Below are 23,483 nucleotides of genomic sequence, written 5' to 3' on the forward strand. Positions count from 1 at the left end.
AAGGCTCCGCCAGGGTGGGTTGTCCGAGTTGGGCCAGTTTGGTGATCGACAAGTGTTCGAGATGCCAACTCGGCTGGATTGCAGAGGGGATTCAGTGGGCGACGAGGTCGAGATGGACGGCAAGGAGGGCAGGCTGCTCGCCGGCCGGTACCGGCTCGCCGAAGTCCTCGGCCGGGGCGGAATGGGTACGGTCTGGCGCGCACGGGACGAAGTGCTCGGCCGTACGGTCGCGGTCAAGGAACTGCGCTTCCCTGGCGGAGTCGAGGAGGACGAGAAGCGCCGCCTGATCACCCGTACGCTGCGGGAGGCCAAGGCGATCGCCCGGATCCGCAACAACGGCGCGGTGACGGTCTTCGACGTGGTCGACGAGGACGACCGCCCCTGGATCGTCATGGAGCTGGTCGAGGGCCGCTCGCTGGCCGAGGTGGTACGCGACGACGGCCCCCTGACGCCCCGCCGGGCGGCGGAGGTCGGCCTCGCCGTGCTCGACGTGCTGAACGCCGCCCACCGCGAGGGCATCCTGCACCGCGACGTGAAGCCCTCCAACGTCCTGATGTCCGACGACGGCCGGGTCGTGCTCACCGACTTCGGCATCGCCCAGGTCGAGGGCGACCCCTCGGTGACCTCCACCGGCATGCTCGTCGGCGCCCCCTCCTACATATCGCCCGAGCGGGCCCGCGGCCAGAAGCCCGGGCCGCCGGCCGACCTGTGGTCGCTGGGCGGCCTGCTGTACGCCTGTGTCGAGGGCGTGCCCCCGTACGACAAGGGGTCGGCGATCGCCACGCTGACCGCGGTGATGACCGAGCCGCTGGAGCCGCCGAAGAGCGCCGGTGTGCTGGAAGAGGTCATCTACGGGCTGCTGATCAAGGACCCGGCGGCGCGGCTCGACGAACGGGCGGCGCGGGCGCTGCTCCTGGACGCGGCCAGCGCGCCGGAGGACACCGGACCGGAAGCACCCGCTCCGGATGCCACCCGGGCGATGGCGCTGCCGGTCGTCCCCGAGGAGCCCGCGGCGAAGTCCAGGGACCGCGGCCGCGACAAGGACCGGGAGCGGCCGAAGCCGCCGGCGCCGCGCTCGCAGTGGAAGCCCAAGCCGCGCGCCAAGGAAGCCGAGAGACGCGTACCGGAAGCCGGCCGCGGCACCTCGCGCCCGTCGGCCGCGGGGGCGCGCGCGGCGTCGGCCGCCGCTCCGCTCACGGACAGTGGGACGCGTACGGGCTCGGGGCCGCGTGCGGGAGTGGATTCCCGTACGGGCACGGGCTCGCGTACGGCCGCGGGCCCGGGGGCACGTACCGGATCGGGTACGGGAACGGTGGCCGGGGGCGCGTCGGCGACCGCCTCGACGACGCGGAGCACCACCGGCAGCCAGTCGGCGCAGACCGGCTCGACCAACGGGCCGAAGAACTGGCCCACGGCGGTCGGCTCGGCCGGCCGGACGGGCTTCGAGTCGGAGGGCGCCAAGGAGAAGGCCCGTGCCGCGCTCCAGGCGGTGCGCAAGGCGGCGGTCGCCGCGGTCGCCGCGGCCCGGCCGGAGCCGAAGGCGGACGACGGCACCCGCCCGGCGGGCCCGCCGCGGGCGTCCGTCACCGATGTCGTACCCCGCCGCACGCTCGTCATCATCGCGGTGGTCGTGGTGCTCGCCGTGCTCGGCACGGTGCTCGCCTTCGCGCTCAGCGGCGGCGACGAGAAGAGCGGCGGCCGGGCGGCGGGCGACCCGGGCCAGGCCACCGCCGGCCAGGCCGGCCCGTCCGGTGACGGCGACGCGGCGGGTGACACGGGCAAGGGCGCCGACGGGAACGCGTCCCGGCCGTCGAACGGTACGCCGGGCGGCGGCCAGGGCGGCAAGCCGGGCGGCGACGCGCAGGGCAAGGCCGTGCCGCAGGGCTACGCGACGGTGGCGAACGGCGGGTTCCACTTCGCCGTGGCGCTGCCGTCCGGCTGGAAGCAGACGGACACGGCCGGCCAGAACTCCGGCGCGATCTACAGCGCCTCGGGCGGCTTCCCGCGCGTGCAGATCGACTACAACGCCAAGCCCGGCAGCGACGCCGCGGCCGCCTGGCGCAGCCTGGAGCCGGCCGTCCGCGGCAGCGTCCAGAACTACCACCGCATCGACATCAAGACGATCGGGTGGCGGGGCTACCCGACGGTCGCCGACTGGTCGTTCACGCGCAAGCAGAGCGGCCAGGACGTCCGCGTGCTCAACCGCGGCTTCCGGGCGGACGATCAGCACGGCTACGCGATCATGATCACTTGCAAGGCGGACGCCTGGGACGCGGCGGAGTGCCGGCAGCTGCGGGACACCGCGTTCGCGACTTTTCAGGTGAAGGACTGACCTTTCGGGGCAGGGGCCGGCCTGGCGGGGTGTCCCGGGCCGGTCTTCCAGGTGTGAATGCACGGTCTTCCGCGGCGTGCGTACCGGAAGGTGCGCAGGCTGACGCGGTGTGCGCGGCTGCGGTCGCAGGGCGGGAGCGACGTCCTGGGGGAACTGTTGGCCGGAGCGCTCCTCAACGCCCGCCCCCGGCACGTATCGTGAGACCCCGAAGACCGTACGCAGCCGCAATCGGAAGATATCCGACCGGTTTTGACCACTCGGGGTGACCGGTGGGGCCGGGAGCTCCCGGACAAAGACGGGCAGGCGGCGTGAATCGCGCGCTGGGGAGGCGTCGTGGACGAGTACGCGGGAAGAGTGCTCGCCGAGCGCTACCGCCTGCCGGTGCCGCCGGCGGACGAGTACGAGTTCGCCGAGACCCGCGCCTTCGACACGTACAGCGGGCAGGAGGTCCTCGTCCGGCAGGTGCCGCTGCCCGAGGTCGTGGACGCCGAACTCCTGGACACCGGGTACCCCGGCGGGCGGGCCGCGCCGGGCGGGTACGGGCACCGGGCGCCCGGCGCCGACCGTACGCCGCAGGACCCCGCCGTACGGCGCGCCCTGGAGGCCGCGACCGCCGCGGCCCGGCTGCCCGACCACCCGCAACTCGACCAGGTCTTCGACGTCTTCGCCCAGGACGGCAGCCTGTGGATCGTCAGCGAACGCGTCGCCGCCCGCCCGCTCGCCGCCCTCCTCGCCGAACGCACCCTCACCCCGCACCGCGCGGCCGAGGTCGCCGCCGACCTCCTCACCGCCCTGCGCGCCCTGCACGCACACGGCTGGACCCACCGCAACATCACCGTCCGTACGGTCCTGATCTGCGAGGACGGGCGGGCGATCCTGACCGGCCTGGCAGCGGGCGCGGCGGAGGAGGCGCTGTGCGGGTACGACCCGGTGCCGGGGGAGGAGGCGGCGGAGAGCGCCGCGGGGGAGACGGCCGTGGGGGAGACGGCCGTGGCGGCTGGGGCGGGAGCGGAGTCGCGGGGCTCAGGGGAGTCAGGGGCTTCTGCCACGGAAGGGGATGGCGGTCGAGGGGCGGGCGCCACGTCCGAAGCGGATGCCCGCCGGGCCCGGGCCGGGGCCATCGCCGCCTATCAGGCGGGCACCCGGGCGGCGGCCGCCCGTACGGCCACCGGCGAGGGCCCGCCCGCGCCCCGGGAGGCCGGCCGCGCGCACCCCGCCGACCCGCACTTCAGCCCGTACCGGGACCACATCACCGCGCCGGCACCTCCGACGGGGCCGGGCAACGCCACGTACGGCGGCAGCCTGCCGGGCCCGGGACCGCACCCGGGAGGCGTACGGATACCGGACCCGCTGCCGATACAGCGCCCGGCGCCCGGATCGGGCCCTTCGTCCGCTTCGGGCCCTTCGCTGGCCAAGGCGCTGCACGGGCCGGCAAGGCGTGACGAGCCGGCGCAGCCCCGGCAGCCGGTCCCTCAGCCCCCGGCCGGCTCCTACGGGCGTCCGGGCGCGGCCCTGGCCGCCGAGCGGGCCCGGCAGGTACGCATCAACGTCGTCGGCCCGGTCACCGAGCGCTGGGCGCCGGAGCAGGCCGGTCCGGTGCACGCCAACTGGCAGCTCGCGCCCCCGGTCGGCCCCGCCACCGACCTGTGGGCGGTCGGCGCGCTGCTGTTCCGGATCGTGCAGGGGCACTCCGCCTACCCCGAGGACAGCGCCGCCGAGCTGGTGCAGCTGGTGTGCTCGGAGCCGCCGTCGTACGCCGAGGAGTGCGGCGCGCTGCGGCCGGTCGTCGAGTCGCTGATGCGGCAGGACCCGGCGGACCGCCCGGACTTCGAGCAGTTGCGCGGCTGGCTGCGGTCGCTGATCCGTACCGCGCCGGAGCCGGAGGTGGGCAGCCGGGTCGTGACCGTACCGTCGCTGGAGGGGCCCGGCGACGCGCGGCGGCTGCCGATCCTGCGGCGCCGGGGCGAACTCGTACGCAAGGGGCGGCACAAGAAGGCGCGCCAGTCCCGGCCGCAGCGCCCGGCCAAGCCGCCGCGGCAGCCGAAGGGCAAACGGCCGGCCGCGGCGTACCGGGAGACCACCCGGCACGCCCAGCCCGGTCTCACCGAGACCCCTGTCGAGCAGCCGCAGCACCGCACGCCACCGGCACCCCAGCCTCAGCATCCCGCGCACCCACACCCGTACCCGCACCCGGATTCGCACCCGCACCCGGATTCGCACCCGCACCTGGATCCGCAGCAACACCAGCAGCACCAGAACCAGCACCAGCCCCCACCCCCCGCCTCACCTTCACCGTCGCCCTCACCCACATTCCCGCCCTCCTCCCCACCCCCACCCCCGCACCGATCCGACCCGGCCCGCGCGCCCAAGCAACCCCGCCCGGCCAAGCAGCTCAGGCGCAGCGAGGGCGCCACGCCTCCGGGTGGTCGCAGCCCGCGCCGCCTCGGGCTGCTGCTCGTCGGGCTCGTGCTGCTGCTCGTCGTGGGCACGATCCTGGCCGCGGTGCTGTTCATGCCGAAGACCGGCTCGGGGCAGGACGGCGCGGGCAGTGTGCGGGAGCGCGGGGGCGCGGTGGGCGCGCAGAGCTCGACGCCCGACGGCAGTTCCGGCGGCCGGCCCGGCGACCAGGGCTCACGCAAGCAGCAGCCGCAGACGACCGAACCCGCCGGCCTCGCCGAAGGCTTCGCGGTACGCAAGGACCCGGAAGGCTTCCAGGTCGCCGTCCACCAGGGCTGGCAGCGCCGCGGGGAGAACGAGCGCGGCCAGGTCCGTTATCTGGGGAACGACTTCGAGCTGCTGATCGTGCCCGGCCGTGACACCACGTCCCGCTACGGCACCGACCCGATGGCCTACCAGCAGGACAAGGAGGCGGAGCTGGCCCCTTACCGGGAGTCCAGCTGGTCCGGCTCCTCCGGGCTGCGCCGCATCGACGTCGGCAAGGCCGCGATGGCCGAAGGCACCTTCACCTGGCAGGACAGCAGTGGCCGGCAGGTCTACGTGCGCAACCTCGCGATGATCCACGAAGGGCGCTACCACGTCGTCCAGGTCATCGGCCCGGACAACGAACGCCGCGAGGTCGACCGCCTCTACGACCAGGCGACGGGGTCCTACCGCCCCAACTAGCCACGCCCGCCCCGGTCGGGGAGCGGACGTCCGGCCCGCACCGCGCGCCTTGTCGCCACGTGGGAGCCCGGCTAGCCTCGTACCTGACGGCCCGTCAGGTACCGCTCGGTCACGACCTGCCGGGCGCCAGGCACCAGTTCAGGGAACCGCGTGAGCCTCACGAGGGGAACCAGATGGAGAGCCGGATCGGCGGCAAGTACATGATCACGATGGACCCGGACGAGCCGCCCACCGACTGGTGGATCCACGAGGACCTGCGGTTTCCGTACCAGCGCAACATCGCCGCCGTCGGCTTCGACCGCGACGGGATGACGCTGGACGGCATCACCCGTGCCGAGATGCGCCCCGGATGCCGGTATCCGGCCGAGCGGCTCAGGGGCATGGACCTCCATCACGTCGAGGCGTCACTGTACTTCCCGGCCTTTCCCCGCTTCTGCGGCCAGACGTTCGCCGAGGCGCGCGACAAGGAGGCCGCCCTCGGCCACGTGCGGGGCCTGGACGAGGAGAGCGCGTACGAGCTGATGCGCGGCAACGCGATCCGGATGCCCGACCTCGGTCTCGCCTGATGGAGCTGACGTACGCGCCCGAGGAGGAGGAGTTCCGGACCCGGCTGCGGGAGTGGCTCGCCAAGACGCTCCCGGACCTGCCGGCCCGGCCCGACCCGCTGGACTGGCCCGGCCGGCGCGCCTACGACCTCGGCTGGCAGCGGCGGCTGTACGACGCCGGGTACGGCGCCCTGCACTGGGACGCCTCGCCCACCCTGCGGCTGATCTTCCTGGAGGAGACCGAACGGGCCGGCGCGCCCTACGTGGGCGCCAACTTCGTCGGGCTGCTGCACGCCGGGCCGACCATCGCCGCCGAGGGCACGGACGAGCAGCGCGCCCGCTGGCTGCCGCCGATCGTGCGCGGCGAGGCGGTGTGGTGCCAGGGCTTCAGCGAGCCGGAGGCGGGCTCCGACCTCGCCGCCCTGCGGACCCGAGCGGTCCGGGACGGTGACGCGTACGTGGTCACCGGACAGAAGATCTGGACCTCGCACGCGGAGATCGCGGACTGGTGCGAGCTGCTGGTGCGTACGGACCCGCTGGCCCCCAGGCACCGGGGGATCTCCTGGCTGGCGATGCCGATGGACGCGCCCGGGATCACCGTACGGCCGCTGCGTACGCTCGCGGGCCCGGCCGAGTTCGCGGAGGTCTTCCTCGACGGGGTGCGGGTGCCGGTGGCGAACCGGGTCGGCGCCGAGCACGACGGCTGGCGCGTCACCATGGTCACGCTCTCCTTCGAGCGGGGCACCGCCTTCGTCGGCGAGGTCGTCGCCTGCCGCCGTACGCTCGGCGAGCTGGCCCGTACGGCGCGGGCGAACGGGCGCTGGGACGACCCGGTGCTGCGCCGCCGGCTGGGCCGGCTGAACGCCGAGTTCACGGCCCTGTGGCGGCTCATCCAGCGCAACGTCGGCGCGGCCCGGGACGCGGGCGGGGTGCCGGACGCGGGCGGCTCGGTCTTCAAGCTGCGCTACTCGCAGGCCCGCCAGGAGCTGTACGACGCGGCCGCCGAGGTGCTGGGGGCGGCCGGCGCGCTCGACGCGGACCAGCGGTGGACGGCGGACCGGCTGGCGTCCCTCTCGTACACGATCGCGGCCGGTACGTCGCAGATCCAGCGCAACATCATCGCCGAGCGGATCCTCGGCCTGCCGAAGGGACGGTGAGCGGCGCCGTGGACCTGCGACCCACCGCTGACCAGCGCGCCGTGCAGGCGGGAGCCCGCGACCTGCTGGCGCGGCGCTTCGGGAGGGACCGGCTGCGGGAGGCCGTGGAGAACCCCGTGCTCGACCGCGCGCTCTGGCGTGAGCTGGGCGCGGCCGGTTTCTTCGCGCTGCGGCTGCCGGCGGCGGACGGCGGGGTCGGGCTCGGGCTGCCGGAGGCGGTGCTGGTCTTCGAGGAGGCGGGCCGGGCCCTGCTGCCGGGGCCGCTGGTGGCGGGACAGCTGCTGGCGGGGGTGGTGCCGGGCGTGGCCACGGGGGAGCGGGTGGTGGGGCTGTGCGACGCGGGGGCGGGCGGGGGGTGTCTGTGGGAACACCCTGGGGACTGCGATGAGTTGATCTTGGTGGAGGGGGAGGCGCCCGCCGCTCCCCCGTGTTCCGAGCCTCCCGGGAAGGCGTACTGGAACGCTCCCGGCTGGCCCGTCCTGGAACCCGTCCGCTCGATCGACCCGCTCACGCCGCTCGCGCGCGTGGTGTCCTACCCGCGCCGCGCGCCGCGCTCTCTGGACGTGCCGCGGCTGCGCCGCGAGGCCGCACTGCTGACCGCGGCGCTCCAGCTGGGCAGCGCTGCCCGTACGGTCGAGATGGCCGTGGAACACGCCCGGCGCCGCGAGCAGTTCGGTGTACGGATCGGAGCGTTCCAGGCGGTGAAACATCTGTGCGCCGAGATGCTGATACGGGTGGAAATGGCGCGCAGTGCCGTATATGCGGCTTCGCTCGCCGAACGGTCACTCGCAGTGATCGGCGCAAAGTTGCTGGCCGACGAGGCCGCGGTGCGCAACGCCCGGGACTGCCTCCAGGTGTACGGCGGTATGGGCTTCACCTGGGAGGCCGACGTGCATCTGCATCTCAAGCGGGCCTGGTGCCGAGTCGAACAATGGCAAAGCGGCCCAAAGGCGGAGGAAGCGCTCGCCGAGGCGCTTTTGGTGGGTGATGTCGATGTCTAGCGCCTTCTGTGCGGAATGTCGGATTCCGTACACGCGAGCGGTCACGGAGGGTCGATATGGGGTTGTGTCCTAGGCGTAACTCGTCACAGGGGGGAGTCGGCGGCCCGCTCGGGTACGCTCCCTTGGGTGCGAGTGGTTCTGAGGCGCAACTGTTCCCGTGGGGTCGTGGCGACCGGCCCGGGATGCCGAACGCGCTCCGCCCGCCCTCGAAGGAGGGGCGTGAGGCCCTCTTGTTCGACTCCCGGCAAAGCGCGTCGCACAGTATGCACCACGCATACTCCCTTGCGCTGGAATATGCCCGAAGCGCTTGTTGGGGTGACTGAACGTCAACCATGCTGTGCATCACCGGGGTCACGGAGTGTGACCCCGAGGAGGCGCGAGGCGATGTGTCCGCCGGTTCGGATGGTGTGAGCGGTGCAGGTGCTTCAGGTGCAGTTGGAAGTCCGGCCTGACCCCGCGGAGGTGGGGCGGGCCCGTAGGTGGGCCAGGTCGCGGCTGGCCGGCTCGGGTATAGGGGCCGACGAGCCGCTGGCGGAGACGCTGATCCTGCTGATCTCCGAGTTGGTCACCAATGCCGTCGTGCATACCGGGAACCCCGCCGAGCTGCGGATGTGCTTCTCGGGGTCGGGTGCCGTGGTGGGCACCGTACGGGTCGAGGTCGCGGACCGCAGCACCCGTGCGCCGCGCCCCCGCCGCGCCGACGGTGACGACACCAACGGCCGCGGCCTGGAGCTGGTCGACGGGCTGGCGGACCGCTGGGGCTGGCGGCCCGAGGGGAGCGGCAAGAGCATCTGGTGCGAGGTGGACCGCGGCCAGTCGATGCTGATGGCGGCGGGCTCGGACATGGGCGCGTACGACCCGCACTGCGCGCTGCCGAACCGGGCCTGAGTCCGGGACCGGCGTACGGGAGGGCCGGGGTGCGTTCAGGTGTTGACGTGCTGTGTCCGTCTGATCACGCTGGGGTGGAGCGATTCGCCGCGAGGGGACGCCGAGGGTACGGGGGCGGGAGCCTCGGCGAGTGCGGGTCGTGTCCCGTAGCCGGGTGGCGGTCCGCGGTGCCGCGCTCGGGGTGCGCACGGGCGTACCGCCGCCTGGCCGGGACGGTGCTGATCTTCGTACGACCGGTCCGTTTCACAGCACCGCGACCGGCGCCACCGGTCACAGCACCGCGACCGGCGCGACCGGCGCCCCCGTGCCGCCCACGAACGGCTCCGCCGTCGCGGCGAGCAGAAACGCGTAACGGTTCTCCGCCGCGCAGGCCCCGGCCAGCTCCTCCAGGTTCCAGTTCTGCCCCTGGAGCATGCCCATCTCCACCAGGTGCAGCGCGTGCACGGGCATCCAGAGGCCGTCGATCTCCGGCGGGAAGATCTCGAAGGTGAGGGTGTCGTCGGCGACCGCCGCGACATCGCGGGCGTGGAACCACTCGGGCGTACGCACCGAGAGTCCCGGTGACGGGAAGGCGTACGCGTCCCGGTCGCCCGCCAGATAGTGCTGGATGTGCCCGGTACGGACGAGGACGATGTCCCCGGGCCGTACCCGCGTCCCGGCCAACTCCTCCGCCGCGTCCAGATCTTCCGGCGTCACCGCGTGGCCGGCGGGCAGCCGCCCGGGCCCTTCGGCGTCGCCGCGGCGGGCGCGCGCCACGTCGAGCAGGACGCCGCGCGAGACGATCGGCGGCGCCTTCTCGATGCCGAGGGCGGTGGCGCCGCCGTGTGCGGTGACGGTGCCGGCGGGCCGGCCGTTGTAGAGCCGGCCGGAGTGCGAGACGTGGGCCAGGCCGTCCCAGTGGGTGGCCGCCTGGAGCCCCATGGTGACGGCGTCGTCGGAGGTGGCGACCGTCCCGGGGCCGAAGATCTCCTGGTTGATCGCGGTCATGGTGTGCAGCGGGTTGACCCGGCCGGGGATCACGCCGGTCTGTACGCCGTCCTGGCGCAGCGGCAGCGCGAGCGCGACGCGCCGGCCGGAGCGGACGGTGGCGGCGGCCTGCCGTACGACCTCGGGCGTCAGCAGGTTGAGCGTGCCGAGCTCGTCGTCCGTGCCCCAGCGGCCCCAGTTGTTCACGCGCTTCGCGAGGTCGTGGAACTCCGCCGGCAGGGGCATGGGGCCTCCTCGGACCGGCCCGCGGGGCGGGCCGGCGGTTTCTGCTACAGGCTGCGCGCGGGTCTTGTGCTCGGTGCGGCGCTGCCCAAAAATCTAACGGGCCGTCAGAAACCGTGGGAAGGGGCGCGGCATGGGGAACTTCTTGGCGGGCAAGGTGGTCGCCGTCACCGGCGCGGGCCGCGGCATCGGGCGCGCGGTGGCCCTGGCCTGCGCCGCACAGGGGGCCCGGGTGGTCGTCAACGACTTCGGGGTGGCGATCGACGGCGCCGGACCGAGCAGCGAGATCGCCGAGGCGGTGGTCAAGGAGGTCGAGCAGGCGGGCGGTGACGCGGTCGCCGTCGCGGACGACGTGTCCACCATGGAAGGCGGGCAGCGCGTCGTCGACACCGCCCTCACGCGGTACGGACGCCTGGACGGCGTGGTGTGCGTGGCCGGCATCCTGCGCGAACGGATGCTCTTCAACATGACCGAGGAGGAGTGGGATCCGGTCGTCGCCACCCACCTGAAGGGCACGTTCACCGTCTTCCGCGCGGCGTCGGCCGTCATGCGCCGGCAGAAGTCCGGCACCCTCATCGGCTTCACCAGCGGCAACCACCAGGGCAGCGTCTCGCAGGCGAACTACGCGGCGGCCAAGGGCGGCGTCATCTCGCTGGTGCGCAGCGCCGCGCTCGGCCTCAGCCGGTACGGCGTGACCGCCAACGCGGTCGCGCCCGTCGCCCGTACGCGGATGTCCGCCAACGTACCGACGCAGCTGACGGAGATCGGCGAACCCGAGGACGTCGCGGCCCTCGTCGTCTACCTGCTCAGCGACCGCGCCGCGGCAGAACGGATCACCGGGCAGGTCTACACCGTCGCCGGACCGAAGATCGCGGTCTGGGCCCAGCCGAGGGAGCTGCGCTCCGGGTACGCGGAGGGCGGGTGGACGCCGGAGAAGATCGCGGAGTTTCTGCCGGGGACGGTGGGGGCGGATCCGATGCCGTTGCTGGAACGGGTGGCGGGGATGGCCGCTGATGCGGCCGGTGGGCGGCGGCCCAACGTGTAGCTCCGCTGTTGGTTGCCGGTTCTGCGGTGGCCGGTTCGGGGGGTGGCCTGTTCGGGGAGCGGCCAGTTCGGGGTGGCCGGTTCGGGTGGGTGGCCTGTTCGGGAAGCGGCTGGTCCGGGGCGGCCGGTTCGGGGGGGTGGCCGTTCGCTTTTGGGCGCGGGTCCGTTGCGCCTGCGGCGGGCGGTGGCCGCTGCGCGGGGCGGGCAGATGCGGGGACGGGCCTGCGCGGCAGGCCGCTCCGGCCCGTCCCCTTCCGTAGGTGGGGAGGAGTGGTGGGTGGCTGATCTCGGTGGGAGGTGTCCGGTGGATTTTTTGTTCGGGGCGGCCGATGAGGTTTTCCGGGGTGAGGCCCGTTGCTGGCTTGCGGAGCAGCTGGGGCGGGGGGTGGGCGGTGACCCTGCTGACTGGGGGGTGCGGCGGGCCTGGGAGCGGGAGTTGGGGCGGGCCGGGTGGATCGGGATCGGCTGGGACCGTGCGCACGGCTCGTACGGGAGCCGGGTGGCCACGCTGACGCAGCAGGTGGTGTGGGCCGAGGAGTACGCCGCGGCGCGCGCGCCGGAGCGGGTGGGGCACATCGGGGAGAACCTGCTGGCGCCGACCTTGCTCGCGTACGGGGACGACGCGCAGCGGAAACGTTTCCTGCCGCCCGTCGCGCGCGGCGAGGAACTGTGGTGCCAGGGGTACAGCGAGCCCGGCGCGGGCTCGGACCTCGCGGCGGTCCGTACGGCGGCCGTGCGCGACGGGGACACGTACCGGATCAGCGGGCAGAAGATCTGGACCTCGCTCGCGCGGGAGGCCGACTGGTGCTTCGTGCTGGCCAGGACCGACCCGGGCGAGCGGCGGCACCGTGGGCTGTCCTTCCTGCTGGTGCCGATGGACCAGCCGGGGCGCGTCGAGGTGCGGCCGATCCGGCAGCTGACCGGGACGGCCGGGTTCAACGAGGTGTTCTTCGACGGGGCGGTGGCGCGCGCCGGGCATGTGGTGGGCGGGCCCGGCGCGGGCTGGCGGGTGGCGACGGGCCTGCTGGCGCTGGAGCGCGGTGTCTCCACGCTCGCCCAGCAGATCGGCTTCGCGCGGGAGCTGAGCGAGGTGTGCGACGCGGCCGTACGCACGGGCGCGGCGCGCGATCCCGTCCTGCGGGACCGGCTCGTACGGCAGTGGGCCGAACTGCGGGTGATGCGGTGGAACGCGCTGCGCACGCTCGGTCCGGCGGCCGGCGACGCGGGGGCGCCCAGCGTGGCGAAGCTGCTGTGGTCCGGCTGGCACCAGCGGATGGCGGAGCTGGCGCTGCACGTACGGGGAGCGGGCGCGGCGTGCGGTCCTGGGGCGTGGACGGCGGACGCCCCGTACGGGCTCGACGCGGAGCAGCGGCGGTTCCTCTTCAGCCGGGCCGACACGGTCTACGGCGGTTCGGACGAGATCCAGCGCACGATCATTGCCGGGCGCGTGCTCGGCCTCGACGGAGGGCGGGAACGGTGATGCGAGGCGTCATCTTCGCGGGCGGGCAGCCGCGGGTCGTGGACGACCTGGAGGTACGGGCTCCGGGGCCCGGCGAGGTGCTGGTCGGCATCCGGGCGGCGGGGCTGTGCCACAGCGATGTGTCAGTGGTCGATGGGACGATTCCTCATCCGGTGCCGGTGGTGCTGGGGCATGAGGGTGCGGGCGTGGTCGAGGAGGTGGGGGACGGGGTCACACATGTAGCGGCAGGAGATCATGTCGCGCTGTCCACGCTGGCCAACTGCGGGACGTGCGCGGAGTGCGACCGGGGCCGGCCGACGATGTGCCCGGCTTCGATCGGGAGACCCGGCAAGCCGTTCCGGCACGGCGGCCGGGAGGTGTACAGCTTCGCGTCCAACTCCGCCTTCGCCGAGCGTACGGTCGTCAAGGCCGTCCAGGCGGTGCGGATTCCCCGTCGGATACCGCTGACGTCGGCGGCGCTGATCGGGTGCGGTGTGCTGACCGGGGTCGGCGCCGTCCTGAACCGCGCGCGGGTGGAGCAGGGCGACACGGTGGTGGTGATCGGCACGGGCGGCATCGGGCTGAACGTGCTCCAGGGCGCGCGGCTGGCCGGTGCCTCGGTGATCGTCGCGGTGGACGTCGAGCCGGCGAAGGGGGCGGTGGCCCGGCGCTTCGGGGCGACGCACTTCGTGGACGCGTCGGCGGTCCCGGACACCGTCGAGGCCGTACGCGGCATCCTGCCGCACGGCGCCGGCCACACCTTCGAGTGCGTGGGCCGTACGGACCTGATCCGGCAGGCGGTGGACCTCCTCGGCCGGCACGGCCAGGCGGTCCTGCTGGGCGTGCCCCCGGCCGCCGCCGAGGCGTCGTTCCTGGTCTCGTCGATGTACCTGGACAAGTCCATCCTGGGCTGCCGCTACGGCTCCGCCCGTCCGCAGCGCGACATCGCGCGGTACGCGAGGTTCTACGAGGAGGGCCGCCTCCTCCTGGACGAGCTGGTGACCAGGACGTACGCGGTCGCGGACTTCGCCGAGGCGGTGGCGGACCTGCGGCGGGGGCGGGTGGCGCGTGGGGTGGTGACGTTCTGACGTGGTGGCGTGGTGGCGTGCTGGCATGGCGTTCCGGCGTTCCGGCGTTCTGCCGGGGGCGGGGCCCGGCCTACGCGCTGAAGCGGGCGAAGGCGCCCCGGTGGAACAGCAGCGGACCGGACCGTGCGGCGTCCGGGTCCGTGCCGAGGGCGGCGACCCGGCCTACGACGATGAGGTGATCGCCGCCGGTGTGCACGGCCTGGACGGTGCAGTCGACCCAGGCGGGGGCGCCCGCCAGGCGCGGTGAACCGGTGACCGGGGCGGGCGTGTAGAAGACCCCCGCGAACTTGTCGGCGCCGCTGACCGCGAAAGCGCGGCACAGACCCTCCTGGTGCGCGCCCAGGATGTTGACGCAGAAGACACCGGCGCGGGCGATCCGGGGCCAGGTCGTGGACGTACGGGCCACCATGAACGTGACCAGCGGCGGGTCGAGGGACAGCGACGCGAAGGACTGGCAGGCGAAACCGGCCGGGGCGTCGGCCGGAGGGGCCGTCGGGGGGGTCGTCGGGCCGTCGGTCGGGGTGTCGGCCGGGCCGTCGGCCGGGGTGTCGGCTGTGGGATCGGACGTACGGGGCGCGGGCGCGGATACGCGGGCGGGCGCGGACGCGGATACACGGGCGGGCGCGGGCGCGGTGATGACCGTGACGCCGCTGGCGAAGTGGCCGAGGACGGCGCGGAAGGCGGCCGGGTCGAGGGGCGCCCGCTCACCCTCCCGTACGGCTCTGAGGGCGGGGCGCGGCGCCACGGGGGTGGTGTGGGCCGGGGCCGCTGCCTCGGCCGAGGTCGGCGCGCCCACCGACCGCAGATAGCGCACCGCGGTAGCTGCCATGGCGGCGTGTCCCATCATGGTTCCATTGAACCTGACGGCCCGTCAGATCGGAAGGGCGGCGGGCCCCCGATCCGCCTCGTCACCGCCCCCGGTACGCCGGCCGCCGGCGCTCCACGAAGGACGCGACGCCCTCCCGCGCGTCCGCCGTCGTCATGTTGATCTCCTGGGCCGCCGCCTCGGCGGCGAACGCCGCGCCGCGGTCGCCGTCCAGGGAGGCGTTGACCAGCTGCTTGGTCAGGGCGAAGGCCCGGGTCGGCCCGGCGGCCAGCCGCTCCGCCCAGTCCCGCGCGGCCTGCTCCAGCCCGGCGTCCGGGACGACCCGGTTGACCAGGCCCATCCGTTCGGCGTCCGCGGCCGTCACGGCGTCGCCGAAGAACAGCAGCTCCTTCGCGCGCTGCGGGCCGACGAGCCGGGGCAACAGGTACGCGCCGCCCCCGTCCGGCACCAGCCCGCGGCGCGCGAACGCCTCGATGAACGTGGCGGACTCGGCCGCCACCACCAGGTCGCAGGCGAGCGCGAGGTGTACGCCGAGCCCGGCGGCGGTGCCGTTGACGGCGGCGAGGACCGGCTTCTCGCAGTCCAGTACGGCACCGATGAGGCGCTGCGCACCACGCTGGATCGTCCGGGCCACATCCCCCGCGACGCCGCCACCGCCTCCCGGCCCGTCCCCCGCACCGCTTCCCGGCCCGTTCCCCGCATCGCTGTCCGGCCCGCCTCCCGAACCGCGCCCCGGCCCGCTCCCCGAACGGCCTCCCGCCCCGCTCCCCGCCCCGCTCCCCGGGCCGCCTCCCGTCCCGCCCCGGAGGTCCGCGCCCGCGCAGAAACCTTTGCCCGTGGCGGTGAGCACGACGGCTCGTACGGCCGGGTCGGCGGAGGCGTCGGAAAGCAGTGTGATCACGCGTTCGCGCTGGTCCCAGGTGAGGGCGTTGAGGGCGGCGGGGCGGTTGAGCGTGATCCACAGCACGGCGTTGTCAGTGGTGTCGAGTATCAATGAGTCAGCGGGGCCGGCAGGGGATCCGGGCTCGGGGGAGACGGGGGTGGGGGCCATGGTGAGGCGGCTCCAAGCTGTGTGGTCGGGCGTCCGGGCAGTGGCACGGCCGGCCGGCCGCGCAGCCGCGCGGGCGCTGGTGCGGGCGCTGGCCCGGCCGGTAGCGCGGTCAGTGGCAGACGGCGAGCGCGTCGAGCGCGACGGCGCCCTGTCCGCGCGGCAGCACCAGCAGCGGATTGATGTCCAACTCGGCGAGCTCACCGCTCAGTTCCAGCGCCATCCGCTGCACGCGCAGGACGACTTCGACGAGCGCGTCCACATCGGCCGGCGGCGCTCCCCGTACGCCGTCCAGCAGGGCGTGCCCGCGCAGCTCGCCGAGCATCGCGCGCGCCCGGTCCTCGCCGAAGGGCGGCACGCCGACGGCGGTGTCCCGCAGCACTTCGACGAGTACGCCGCCCAGCCCGACGGTCACGGTCGGCCCGAAGAGCCGGTCCGCGGTGACGCCCACGACCATCTCCACCCCCCGCTCGACCATCTGGCAGACGAGCACACCGTCCAGCTCGATGTCCTCGTAGCGGGCGATGTCGGTCAGCTCCCGATAGGCGTCCCTGACCTGGCTTGCGGAGGTCAGTCCGGTCTTGACCAGCCCCAGCTCCGTCTTGTGCGCGAGCCGCGGCGCGGACGCCTTCATGACGACGGGGTAGCCGACCAGGCTCGCGGCGCGCACGGCCGCCGCCGCGCTGGTCACCAGCTGCTCGCGCGGCACCCTGATCCCGTAGGCGCGCAGCAGCTGCTTCGCCGCGTGCTCGCTGAGCTGCTGTCCCGGGCGCATCAGGTCCTGTGCCTTGCGCGCGGCGGGGGACGGGGTGCGCGGGGCGTCGTCGAAGGGGGAGCGGTAGGCGGCCGTGAAGCGGTGATGTGCGAGGTGGGCGCGGACGGCCGTCACACAGTTGGCGAACGTGCGGAACGTCGCCACCCGCCGCGACCCCAGCAGAGTGCGCCGATAGGCGTCCTCGGTGCCGACCGGCGAGCCCCAGACGACGCACACCAGCTTGTCCGTCTCTTCCGCCGCGTCCACGAGGTCCTGCGCCAGCTTGTCGCTCATCGGCGGGAACGGGCCGGTGATCGGGCAGATCAGCACGCCGACGGACGGGTCGGCCAGGATCGCGTCGATGATCTTGCGGCCGCGCCAGTCGCCGACCGGGTGCCCGCCGCTGTCCACCGGATTGGCGACGCTCAGGTAGTCCGGGATCCACTGGTGCAGCTCGTCCTGCTTCGCGCGGCCCAGTGCGGGCAGCCGGAGCCCGGCGGCCGTCGCCAGGTCCGCGAAATGGGCGCCGGTGCCCCCGGATATCGAATAGACGGCGACGCCCTCGGCCGTCGGTGTGCGGGCCCGGGCGAGCAGGGCCGCGGTGTCCTGCAGCTCGTCCAGCCCGTCCACCCGGATCACGCCGAACTGCCGCATGGCCGCGTCCACCACCGCGTCCGCGCCGGTCAGCTTGCCGGTGTGGGAGGCGGCCGTACGGGCCCCGGCCTCGGTGCGGCCGACCTTGACGGTGACGACCGGGACCTTGTTGCGGGCCGCCCGGTCGGCGGCGAGCAGGAAGCTGCGGCCGTCCTTGAACCCTTCGATGTACGCGGCGACGGCGCCCACCTCGGGACGGGAGGCGAAGTAGGAGAGGAAGTCGGCGGTCTCCAGATCGGCCTCGTTGCCGGTCGGTGCCCAGTGCGAGAGGCGGATGCCCAGCTCCTGGAGGGAGAAGACGGGGCGGCCCTGGTGGCCTGACTGGGTGATCAGGGCGATGGCGGGACCGTCCAGGTCCGCGCGGAACGACGCGAAGGCGTTGAGGTTGGTGTTCGGGCCGAGCAGCCGGATGCCGGTACGGGCCACGGCCTCGGCGAGCCGGTCCTGGGCGGCGGCGCCGGCCGCCCCGGTCTCGGCGAAGCCGGAGGCGAAGGCGACCGCGAACCTGACCTTGGCGTCGGCCAGTTCCTCGATGACCGGTACGGGGTCCGCGACCAGCAGTACGGCGAGATCGACCTGCTCGGGCAGGTCGGAGACGGAGGTGAGACAGGGCAGGCCGAAGACATGGTCACGGCCCGGGTTGACCGGGTGCAGGCGGGCGCCGACGCGTTCGGCCCACGCCATGAGCTGCCGGGTGATGCCGGTGTTCGGGCGGCCCTCGCTGTCGGAGGCGCCGACGACCGCCACCGACTCGGGCCGGAAGAACCGGTCCAGGTCGGGGACGGGGGCGTACAGCGGCCGTCCGCTGACGTCCAGGTCGGCCGTCTCGTGGACGGTCCGCGGCGGAGCCTGCCCGCACGTCACCACGCGGGCCGGGCTGGAGTGAGTGGTGAGGCTGCCGTAGGTCGATCCAAGCATCGCTGACGCCCGCTCCCGTGTGACGAGTGCCGATTCGACTGACGCGCAGTCAGGTTAGGCGACCTGACGGCCCGTCAGGAATGGTCCGGAGTGCTAAACCTTCCGGGCGGGCCGCCTCGTCCCTCGCGTAGGCGGTGGCGACGGCGCGGGCGATGCGGCGTGCGTCGGCGGCCAGCTCGCGGAACATGCCGCTGATCGGGTTCGTGTAGCCCGTGAAGTACAGGCCGGGGGCGGACGGGAGGGTGCGGGGGCCGTGGACGCGCGGCCGGCCGCGGCTGTCGAGGAGGCCGAGGTGGCCGACGAGGCCGTCCAGGCCGCGCCGGTATCCGGTGGCGGCGATGACGGCCTCCGGCTCGATCGCGTCGCCGTCCGCGAGCCGTACGACGCCGCCGTCGAAGGACGTCACCGCCGCGACCGGCCGTACCGCACCGCTCCGTACGGCGTCGATCAGCCCCACGTCCTGGACGGGGATCGCCCCCTCCAGGACGCGGCTGTAGAGCCCGGTGTCCGGCACCGGCAGCCCGTGCGCCGACAGGTCCGGTACGGAGAGGCGGCGCATCACGTGCGCGGCCCGGTCCACGAGGCGTGGCGGCAGGCGGCGTACGAGGATGCCCGTTGCCTGGGCGGGCCAGCCCGCCGTCGAGCGCCGCACGATGTGCGGAGCGGTGCGGACCGCCAGGCGTACCCGCGCCGCGCCACCCGCCGCCAGGTCGACGGCGATCTCGGCCCCGGTGTTGCCGGTGCCGACGACCAGGACGTCCTTGCCCGCGTACGGGCGGGCGTTGCGGTATTCGCCGGCGTGCAGGAGTTCGCCGGGGTAGCTGTCGCGGCCGGGCCAGTCGGGGAGGTAGGGGGTGTGGTTGTAACCGGTGGCGATCACGACCGTACGGGCGGCCGGCGCGCGCCCGCCGTTCGCGTGCAGAATCCATCCGCCGTCCGCCGCGCGGTCCAGGCGGTGCACTTCCACGCCCAGGGCGACTTCGAGCTGGTGGTACTCGGCGTACTGCTCCAGGTAGCGCACCACGTCGTCGCGCGCGACCCACCGCCCGTAAGCGCGCGGGATGGGCAGGCCCGGCAGGCCGGAGAGGCGGCGCGTGGTGTGCAGTCGCAGACGGTCGTAATGCCCCCGCCAGGAGGCGCCCACCGCGTCGGCCTTTTCGAGCACGACGGCACGGATGCCGTAGGCACCGAGCGCCGCCGCGGTGGCGAGCCCTCCCGGCCCGCCCCCGACGACGTACACGGGCGGAACGGCAGCAGGCGGCACGGCGCTGGACGCAGACGTGCGGGCTGCGGGCGTACTGGACGCAGACGTGCGGGCTGCGGGCGTACTGGGCGCAGACGTGCGGGCTGCGGGCGTACTGGATGCAGGTGCGGGGGATGCGGAGGAGCTGGCGTGCGCTGCGTCGTCCGGCATGCCGGTGAGGGTAACCGCGCAGCGTCCGCCTGTCGCCGTACGGGCATCCGTCCGCGCCCGCCCCCTTGCGCATCCCGGCCAACATCGACTGAACTGACGAGGCGTCAGCCACCGTCCACCGCACCGACCACAAGCGGGTGACCGAAGTGAAACCGGATGCGCAACCCTCACCAGGCGGCGGCCCAGCAGCAGCCCCACCCACCGGGCCCCGCTACGACCTCCCCGAAACCGACGCGTTCAACCGCACCTACTGGGACGCCGCAGCCCGGAGCCGCCTGCTCCTGCGCCGCTGCCGCGCCGGCGGCTGCGGGGCGGCACACCACTACCCGCGCGAATTCTGCCCGCGGTGCTGGAGCGAAGACGTGGCATGGGAGGAGGCGAGCGGTCGGGCCACGCTCTACACATGGTCGGTGGTGCACCGTAACGACCTCCCGCCGTTCGGCGAGCGCGTACCCTACGTGGCCGCGGTGGTGGACCTGGCCGAAGGCCCGCGCATGATGACGGAAGTCGTCGAATGCCCGGAGGCGGCCCTCCGCATCGGAATGCCGCTACGAGTGCACTTCCGTACCGCGGACGCTTCAGGAATTGCCGTCCCCGTATTCCGCCCCGCCTGAATTCCGCGCCGGAGGGACTACGCGTGTGAGCCGGGCGTTTGACGGTCACGGTGACACGTACGCCCCGAAGACGCACCCTGGTGTCGGCCGATGCCGGTGTGGTGGCCCTCGTCGCGGTCTCGGCGTGCGGTGCGGCACCGGGCGGGTTGTTGTCCCGTGGGGTCTGGTCGGTGCACGACTTCAAGGGCGAAGATGAAGGGCTCAGGACCTTCCCTTCAGGGCCCGCTGACGATCACCGAAAAACGACCCGAAGACCGCGAGTCCCCGAAGCCCCCGGTATTCCCTGGAGTTGAAGAATGACCGCGGCGAGACGGTCACTCTGGTGCCCAACCGGCACGAGGAGTTCTTCACTACCCGGTACCGGCCGGTGCGAGCGCAGACGTACGACTCCCCGTACCGTTTCGACTACAGGACGACGAACAGGTGGTGTCCGCGCTCCTGAAGTCGCAGCCCTACCAGTACGTGGCCGGCCGCGACGGCATGACGATACGTCGGGGTGACGCCCCCTACATCACCACCCTTTACCTCACCGGCACGCCACGCCCCTAGCCGCTTTCCCGCCCGCCCCGGAAAATCGCTGGCCCCCCGTGCCCGCCCCCGGCATCCTGGCGCGCGTGCTGATCCGAGAAGCGACCGCGGCCGACTGGCCTGCCATCTGGCCGTTCTTCCGGGCCATCGTGGCGGCCGGCGAAACGTACAGCTACCCCCGCGACCTGGACGAGCCGGCCGGCCGTGCGATGTGGATGCTCGAACCGCCGAGCCGTACGGTCGTGGCCGTGGACGGCGACGGTACGGTCCTGGGCTCGGCCAAGATGAACGCCAACCACCTGGGTGGCGCCGCCCACATCGCCAGTGCCTCCTTCATGGTCGACCCGGCGCACAGCGGCCGCGGCGTGGGGCGCGCGCTCGGCGAGTACGCCCTCGACTGGGCGCGGGCGACGGGCTTCCGGGCCATGCAGTTCAACGCCGTGGTCGAGACCAACACCCGCGCCGTCGCCCTCTGGAAGTCCCTCGGCTTCGAAATCATGACGACCCTCCCCGAGGGCTTCCTGCACCCCACCAAGGGGTACGTCGGCCTGCACATCATGTACCAGCGTTTCTGAAGCGCGGAGAAGTGCCGGACAGGGGCGGGGCGTAGGGTAAAGGGGTGGAAACGATCACGTATCGTCCCGCGTCCCGTAAGTGGCAGTGGGGGGCGCTGGCTGTTTTTGTCCTGACCGTCGTCATCCCCGCGGGCGTCGTCACCTTGGGTATGGGGTGGCAGGAGTTCGTCAGGCGGTATTCCGCGGACGATTCCGGGAGTTCGCTGAGCGAGACGACCATCGCGCTCCTGGTGTTCGGGCTGTCCGCCCTCGCCCTGTCCTACTGCTGCGCCATGCGTACGTACGTCGGCGCCGCGGGCATACGCGTCAGGACACCGTTGCGGCGGCGTTCCGTCGCCTGGGGTGACATCACGGATATCGGTGTCAGGAGGTACGACCCCAGTTTCTTCGGCCGCCGGGGTACGGCCACTTATCGCATCCGCCTGCTCCTGGCGAGCGGTGAAGGCCTTTTCCTGCCCGCGCCGGTCACGGAGGAATTCGACTCGGAGATGGAGGCGGCCAAGGGGGAGATCATCCGCCGCTGGAAGGCCGCGACGGGGACGCCGGCAGAGACGGGGACGCCGGCAGCGACGGCAGTGACGGGAACGACGGCAGCCACATCGGCGGCAGAGCCCCCGGCGTAGGGGCGTCTCGTACGCCCGCTCAGGGCCAGAGAAGTTCCCGGGTCCAGCCCGTGCCGCCTTCCCGGCGGTAATGGATACGCACGTGCCGGCGGCGGGCGTCGCCCTGGAAGAACTCGACCTCGTCGGGCACCAGCACGTACAGGGTCCAGCTCGGTACGGGCGCGGTGGGCTCGCGCCGGGCCCGGTCCCAGGCGGCTTCCGAGGCGCGTTCGAGGTCCGCGTACGAGGCGAGGACCTCGCTCTGGCGGCCCACCAGGGCGGCGGCCAGGGCGCCCGTCGAGCGGCGGTGCAGGTCGGCCGCGCTCTCCTCCGGGCCCGCCTCGGTCACCCGGCCCCGTACGCGGACCTGGCGTCCGAGCCCCGCCCAGTAGAAGCCGAGGGCGGCGCGCGGCCGGGCGGCGAGTTCGCGGCCCTTGCGGCTGCCGCGGTGGGAGGCGAAGTGCCAGCCGCGCTCGTCGGCGTCGTGCAGCATCACGGTGCGTACGTTCGGGTCGCCGGCCGCGTCCGCCGTCGCGAGGGTCATGGTGTGCGGCTCGGGGACGCCCGCTTCCGCGGCCTCCCGCAGCCACTGCCGGAACAGCGGCAGCGGGTCGGCCGGGGCGTGCGCCGGATCGGGGTCGACGGCCGGCAGCTCGCCGTCCCAGACACGGAGGGAGCGGAGGAGCGCGTGAAAGCGCTCACCGGAGTCTGGGCCCGCGCCCGCGGTCGTGCCCGTGCCCGCGGTCGTGCCCGTGCCCGCGGTCGTGCCCGTGCCCGCGGTCATGCCCGTGCCCGCGTCGGGCCCCGTGCCCGTGCCCGTGTCCGTGCCCGTGTGCGGTGGCGCGCTCTCTGCCGGGTGTTCGACCATGCCCGGCAGCCTAGCCCGTGGGTACGCGGGGCAGGGCGGCGGACGAGTCCGCGCCTGCTGCGTGTTCCGGGTTAGCGGCGGGTGACCGAACGGATCCAGGCGAGTTGCTGGGAGACCTCTCCGGCCTGGGCGACCGTCTCCCGGTCCGAACCGTTGAAGACGCCGAGGAGGGTCTCGGTGCCACGCGGGCCGATGCTCATCACCGGGCCGCCGGAGTCGCCGCCGGCCGGGATCCCGGTCACCTTCTCCATGCAGAAGTCCGGGCCGCCCGGTGCCGTGTAGCCCTTGCAGCGGCGGTCGTCCTGCCGTACGACCCGCAGGTCCGACTGCTTGAGCACGGGAGACTGGCAGGCGTTCTCGTCGTCGGTGCAGGTGGCGCCCCACCCGTACTGGCGCACGGTCTGGCCGACGCGGACACCGGCCGTGGCCAGGCGCGCCGTGGGGATCTTCATCGTCGGGACCTTGACCAGCATCATGTCGGACTGTGCGCTGCCCACACGTTTGCCGGGCAGTGGCCGGACCGTGGTGCCCTTGCGCATGTCGAGGTTGCCGATCCGGAAGGAGATCCGCCGGTCGGCGACCGGCTCCGCCTGCTCGTAGAAGCAGTGCGAAGCGGTGAGTATCCACTGGGGGGTGACCGCCGTCCCCGTACACGCCGGTTTGCCGTCGACGAGCATCCGTACCGCCCACGGGCCGTAGGAGCTCTTCGCCCCGCCGATGACGGCGGAGGCGGGCGCGGACCAGATCACCGAACCCGTCAGCAGCAGTGCGGCACTCAACAGCAGCACCCGAACTCGACGCACCATCCGAACAACTCCTCCGCCAGGCAGGGCCCT

General features: G+C 73.6%; 19 protein-coding genes and 1 pseudogene. 13 read left to right on the top strand and 7 right to left on the bottom strand.

Annotated elements, in window-relative coordinates; genetic code table 11:
- The first annotated feature begins 94 nt into the window (after positions 1 to 94).
- From AB0L45_RS14165 to AB0L45_RS14190, 6 genes and pseudogenes are all read left to right on the top strand, one after another.
- Entirely contained in the window at positions 95 to 2,332 is a 2,238-nt protein-coding gene (locus tag AB0L45_RS14165; protein WP_365839428.1) for a serine/threonine-protein kinase, read from the top strand.
- Positions 2,333 to 2,665: 333 nt separating this feature from the next.
- On the top strand, positions 2,666 to 5,455 hold the full coding sequence (locus AB0L45_RS14170) for a serine/threonine protein kinase (protein WP_365839430.1): 2,790 nt from the start codon (positions 2,666 to 2,668) through the stop codon (positions 5,453 to 5,455).
- A gap of 188 nt (positions 5,456 to 5,643) precedes the next feature.
- A pseudogene (locus tag AB0L45_RS14175) lies at positions 5,644 to 5,958 on the top strand (amidohydrolase); the annotation flags it as partial.
- Between the two features lie 62 nt (positions 5,959 to 6,020).
- Positions 6,021 to 7,157, top strand: a complete 1,137-nt coding sequence (locus AB0L45_RS14180) for an acyl-CoA dehydrogenase family protein (RefSeq protein WP_365839432.1) — start codon at positions 6,021 to 6,023, stop codon at positions 7,155 to 7,157.
- Positions 7,158 to 7,165: 8 nt separating this feature from the next.
- Positions 7,166 to 8,158, top strand: a complete 993-nt coding sequence (locus AB0L45_RS14185) for an acyl-CoA dehydrogenase family protein (protein WP_365839434.1) — start codon at positions 7,166 to 7,168, stop codon at positions 8,156 to 8,158.
- 414 nt (positions 8,159 to 8,572) lie between these two features.
- Positions 8,573 to 9,046 carry an ATP-binding protein gene (locus AB0L45_RS14190; protein WP_365839436.1) on the top strand — a complete coding sequence of 158 codons (474 nt, stop codon included), beginning with the start codon at positions 8,573 to 8,575 and terminating at the stop codon, positions 9,044 to 9,046.
- 270 nt (positions 9,047 to 9,316) lie between these two features.
- On the opposite strand, the gene AB0L45_RS14195 is transcribed toward AB0L45_RS14190, so the two are convergent.
- Entirely contained in the window at positions 9,317 to 10,258 is a 942-nt protein-coding gene (locus tag AB0L45_RS14195; RefSeq protein WP_365839438.1) for a cyclase family protein, read from the bottom strand.
- 130 nt (positions 10,259 to 10,388) lie between these two features.
- On the opposite strand from AB0L45_RS14195, the gene AB0L45_RS14200 reads away from it, so the two are divergent.
- From AB0L45_RS14200 to AB0L45_RS14210, 3 genes are all read left to right on the top strand, one after another.
- Positions 10,389 to 11,300: an SDR family oxidoreductase gene (locus AB0L45_RS14200; RefSeq protein WP_365839441.1), complete on the top strand. Its 912-nt coding sequence runs from the start codon at positions 10,389 to 10,391 to the stop codon at positions 11,298 to 11,300.
- A gap of 303 nt (positions 11,301 to 11,603) precedes the next feature.
- On the top strand, positions 11,604 to 12,779 hold the full coding sequence (locus tag AB0L45_RS14205; protein ID WP_365839443.1) for an acyl-CoA dehydrogenase family protein: 1,176 nt from the start codon (positions 11,604 to 11,606) through the stop codon (positions 12,777 to 12,779).
- Entirely contained in the window at positions 12,779 to 13,846 is a 1,068-nt protein-coding gene (locus AB0L45_RS14210; RefSeq protein ID WP_365839445.1) for a Zn-dependent alcohol dehydrogenase, read from the top strand. The genes AB0L45_RS14205 and AB0L45_RS14210 overlap by 1 nt, the downstream gene beginning before the upstream one ends.
- 70 nt (positions 13,847 to 13,916) lie before the next feature.
- Here the strand turns inward: AB0L45_RS14210 and AB0L45_RS14215 are convergent, their stop codons facing one another.
- The 4 genes from AB0L45_RS14215 to AB0L45_RS14230 form a co-directional block, all read right to left on the bottom strand.
- Positions 13,917 to 14,690 (bottom strand): flavin reductase family protein, encoded by a 774-nt coding sequence (locus AB0L45_RS14215; RefSeq protein WP_365839538.1) that lies wholly within the window; start codon positions 14,688 to 14,690, stop codon positions 13,917 to 13,919.
- Positions 14,691 to 14,754: 64 nt separating this feature from the next.
- Complete coding sequence (locus AB0L45_RS14220; protein ID WP_365839447.1) at positions 14,755 to 15,723, bottom strand: enoyl-CoA hydratase-related protein; 969 nt, start codon at positions 15,721 to 15,723, stop codon at positions 14,755 to 14,757.
- A 109-nt stretch (positions 15,724 to 15,832) separates the two neighbouring features.
- The gene (locus AB0L45_RS14225) at positions 15,833 to 18,046 is read right to left on the bottom strand and encodes an acetate--CoA ligase family protein (protein WP_365839449.1); all 2,214 of its coding nucleotides are present in this window, start codon (positions 18,044 to 18,046) and stop codon (positions 15,833 to 15,835) included.
- A gap of 49 nt (positions 18,047 to 18,095) precedes the next feature.
- Positions 18,096 to 19,310 carry an NAD(P)/FAD-dependent oxidoreductase gene (locus AB0L45_RS14230; protein WP_365839451.1) on the bottom strand — a complete coding sequence of 405 codons (1,215 nt, stop codon included), beginning with the start codon at positions 19,308 to 19,310 and terminating at the stop codon, positions 18,096 to 18,098.
- Positions 19,311 to 19,606: 296 nt separating this feature from the next.
- Between AB0L45_RS14230 and AB0L45_RS14235 the strand changes: the two genes are divergently transcribed.
- The 4 genes from AB0L45_RS14235 to AB0L45_RS14250 all read left to right on the top strand — a co-directional run bounded on the left by AB0L45_RS14235 (position 19,607) and on the right by AB0L45_RS14250 (position 21,800).
- Positions 19,607 to 20,074, top strand: coding sequence for an OB-fold domain-containing protein (locus AB0L45_RS14235; RefSeq protein WP_365839540.1), 468 nt, complete (start codon positions 19,607 to 19,609; stop codon positions 20,072 to 20,074).
- A 423-nt stretch (positions 20,075 to 20,497) separates the two neighbouring features.
- The gene (locus AB0L45_RS14240; RefSeq protein WP_365839453.1) at positions 20,498 to 20,623 is read left to right on the top strand and encodes a hypothetical protein; all 126 of its coding nucleotides are present in this window, start codon (positions 20,498 to 20,500) and stop codon (positions 20,621 to 20,623) included.
- Positions 20,624 to 20,688: 65 nt separating this feature from the next.
- On the top strand, positions 20,689 to 21,177 hold the full coding sequence (locus tag AB0L45_RS14245; RefSeq protein ID WP_365839455.1) for a GNAT family N-acetyltransferase: 489 nt from the start codon (positions 20,689 to 20,691) through the stop codon (positions 21,175 to 21,177).
- A gap of 44 nt (positions 21,178 to 21,221) precedes the next feature.
- Positions 21,222 to 21,800: a PH domain-containing protein gene (locus AB0L45_RS14250; RefSeq protein WP_365839457.1), complete on the top strand. Its 579-nt coding sequence runs from the start codon at positions 21,222 to 21,224 to the stop codon at positions 21,798 to 21,800.
- A 19-nt stretch (positions 21,801 to 21,819) separates the two neighbouring features.
- Here the strand turns inward: AB0L45_RS14250 and AB0L45_RS14255 are convergent, their stop codons facing one another.
- The gene (locus AB0L45_RS14255) at positions 21,820 to 22,647 is read right to left on the bottom strand and encodes a pyridoxal 5'-phosphate synthase (RefSeq protein WP_365839459.1); all 828 of its coding nucleotides are present in this window, start codon (positions 22,645 to 22,647) and stop codon (positions 21,820 to 21,822) included.
- Positions 22,648 to 22,718: 71 nt separating this feature from the next.
- Positions 22,719 to 23,453, bottom strand: coding sequence for a trypsin-like serine protease (locus AB0L45_RS14260; protein WP_365839461.1), 735 nt, complete (start codon positions 23,451 to 23,453; stop codon positions 22,719 to 22,721).
- Positions 23,454 to 23,483: the final 30 nt, after the last annotated feature.

Origin of the sequence: Streptomyces sp. NPDC052496 (assembly GCF_040679095.1) — a bacterium.
GTDB lineage: Bacteria > Actinomycetota > Actinomycetes > Streptomycetales > Streptomycetaceae > Streptomyces.

Bases quoted from the DNA above. Each gene is read 5' to 3' on its own strand.
- AB0L45_RS14180 (WP_365839432.1), top strand. From the start codon at position 6,021: ATGGAGCTGACGTACGCGCCCGAGGAGGAGGAGTTCCGGACCCGGCTG.
- AB0L45_RS14195 (WP_365839438.1), bottom strand. From the start codon at position 10,258: ATGCCCCTGCCGGCGGAGTTCCACGACCTCGCGAAGCGCGTGAACAAC.
- AB0L45_RS14200 (WP_365839441.1), top strand. From the start codon at position 10,389: ATGGGGAACTTCTTGGCGGGCAAGGTGGTCGCCGTCACCGGCGCGGGC.
- AB0L45_RS14210 (WP_365839445.1), top strand. From the start codon at position 12,779: ATGCGAGGCGTCATCTTCGCGGGCGGGCAGCCGCGGGTCGTGGACGAC.
- AB0L45_RS14215 (WP_365839538.1), bottom strand. From the start codon at position 14,690: ATGGGACACGCCGCCATGGCAGCTACCGCGGTGCGCTATCTGCGGTCG.
- AB0L45_RS14220 (WP_365839447.1), bottom strand. From the start codon at position 15,723: ATGGCCCCCACCCCCGTCTCCCCCGAGCCCGGATCCCCTGCCGGCCCC.
- AB0L45_RS14225 (WP_365839449.1), bottom strand. From the start codon at position 18,046: ATGCTTGGATCGACCTACGGCAGCCTCACCACTCACTCCAGCCCGGCC.
- AB0L45_RS14255 (WP_365839459.1), bottom strand. From the start codon at position 22,647: ATGGTCGAACACCCGGCAGAGAGCGCGCCACCGCACACGGGCACGGAC.
- AB0L45_RS14260 (WP_365839461.1), bottom strand. From the start codon at position 23,453: ATGGTGCGTCGAGTTCGGGTGCTGCTGTTGAGTGCCGCACTGCTGCTG.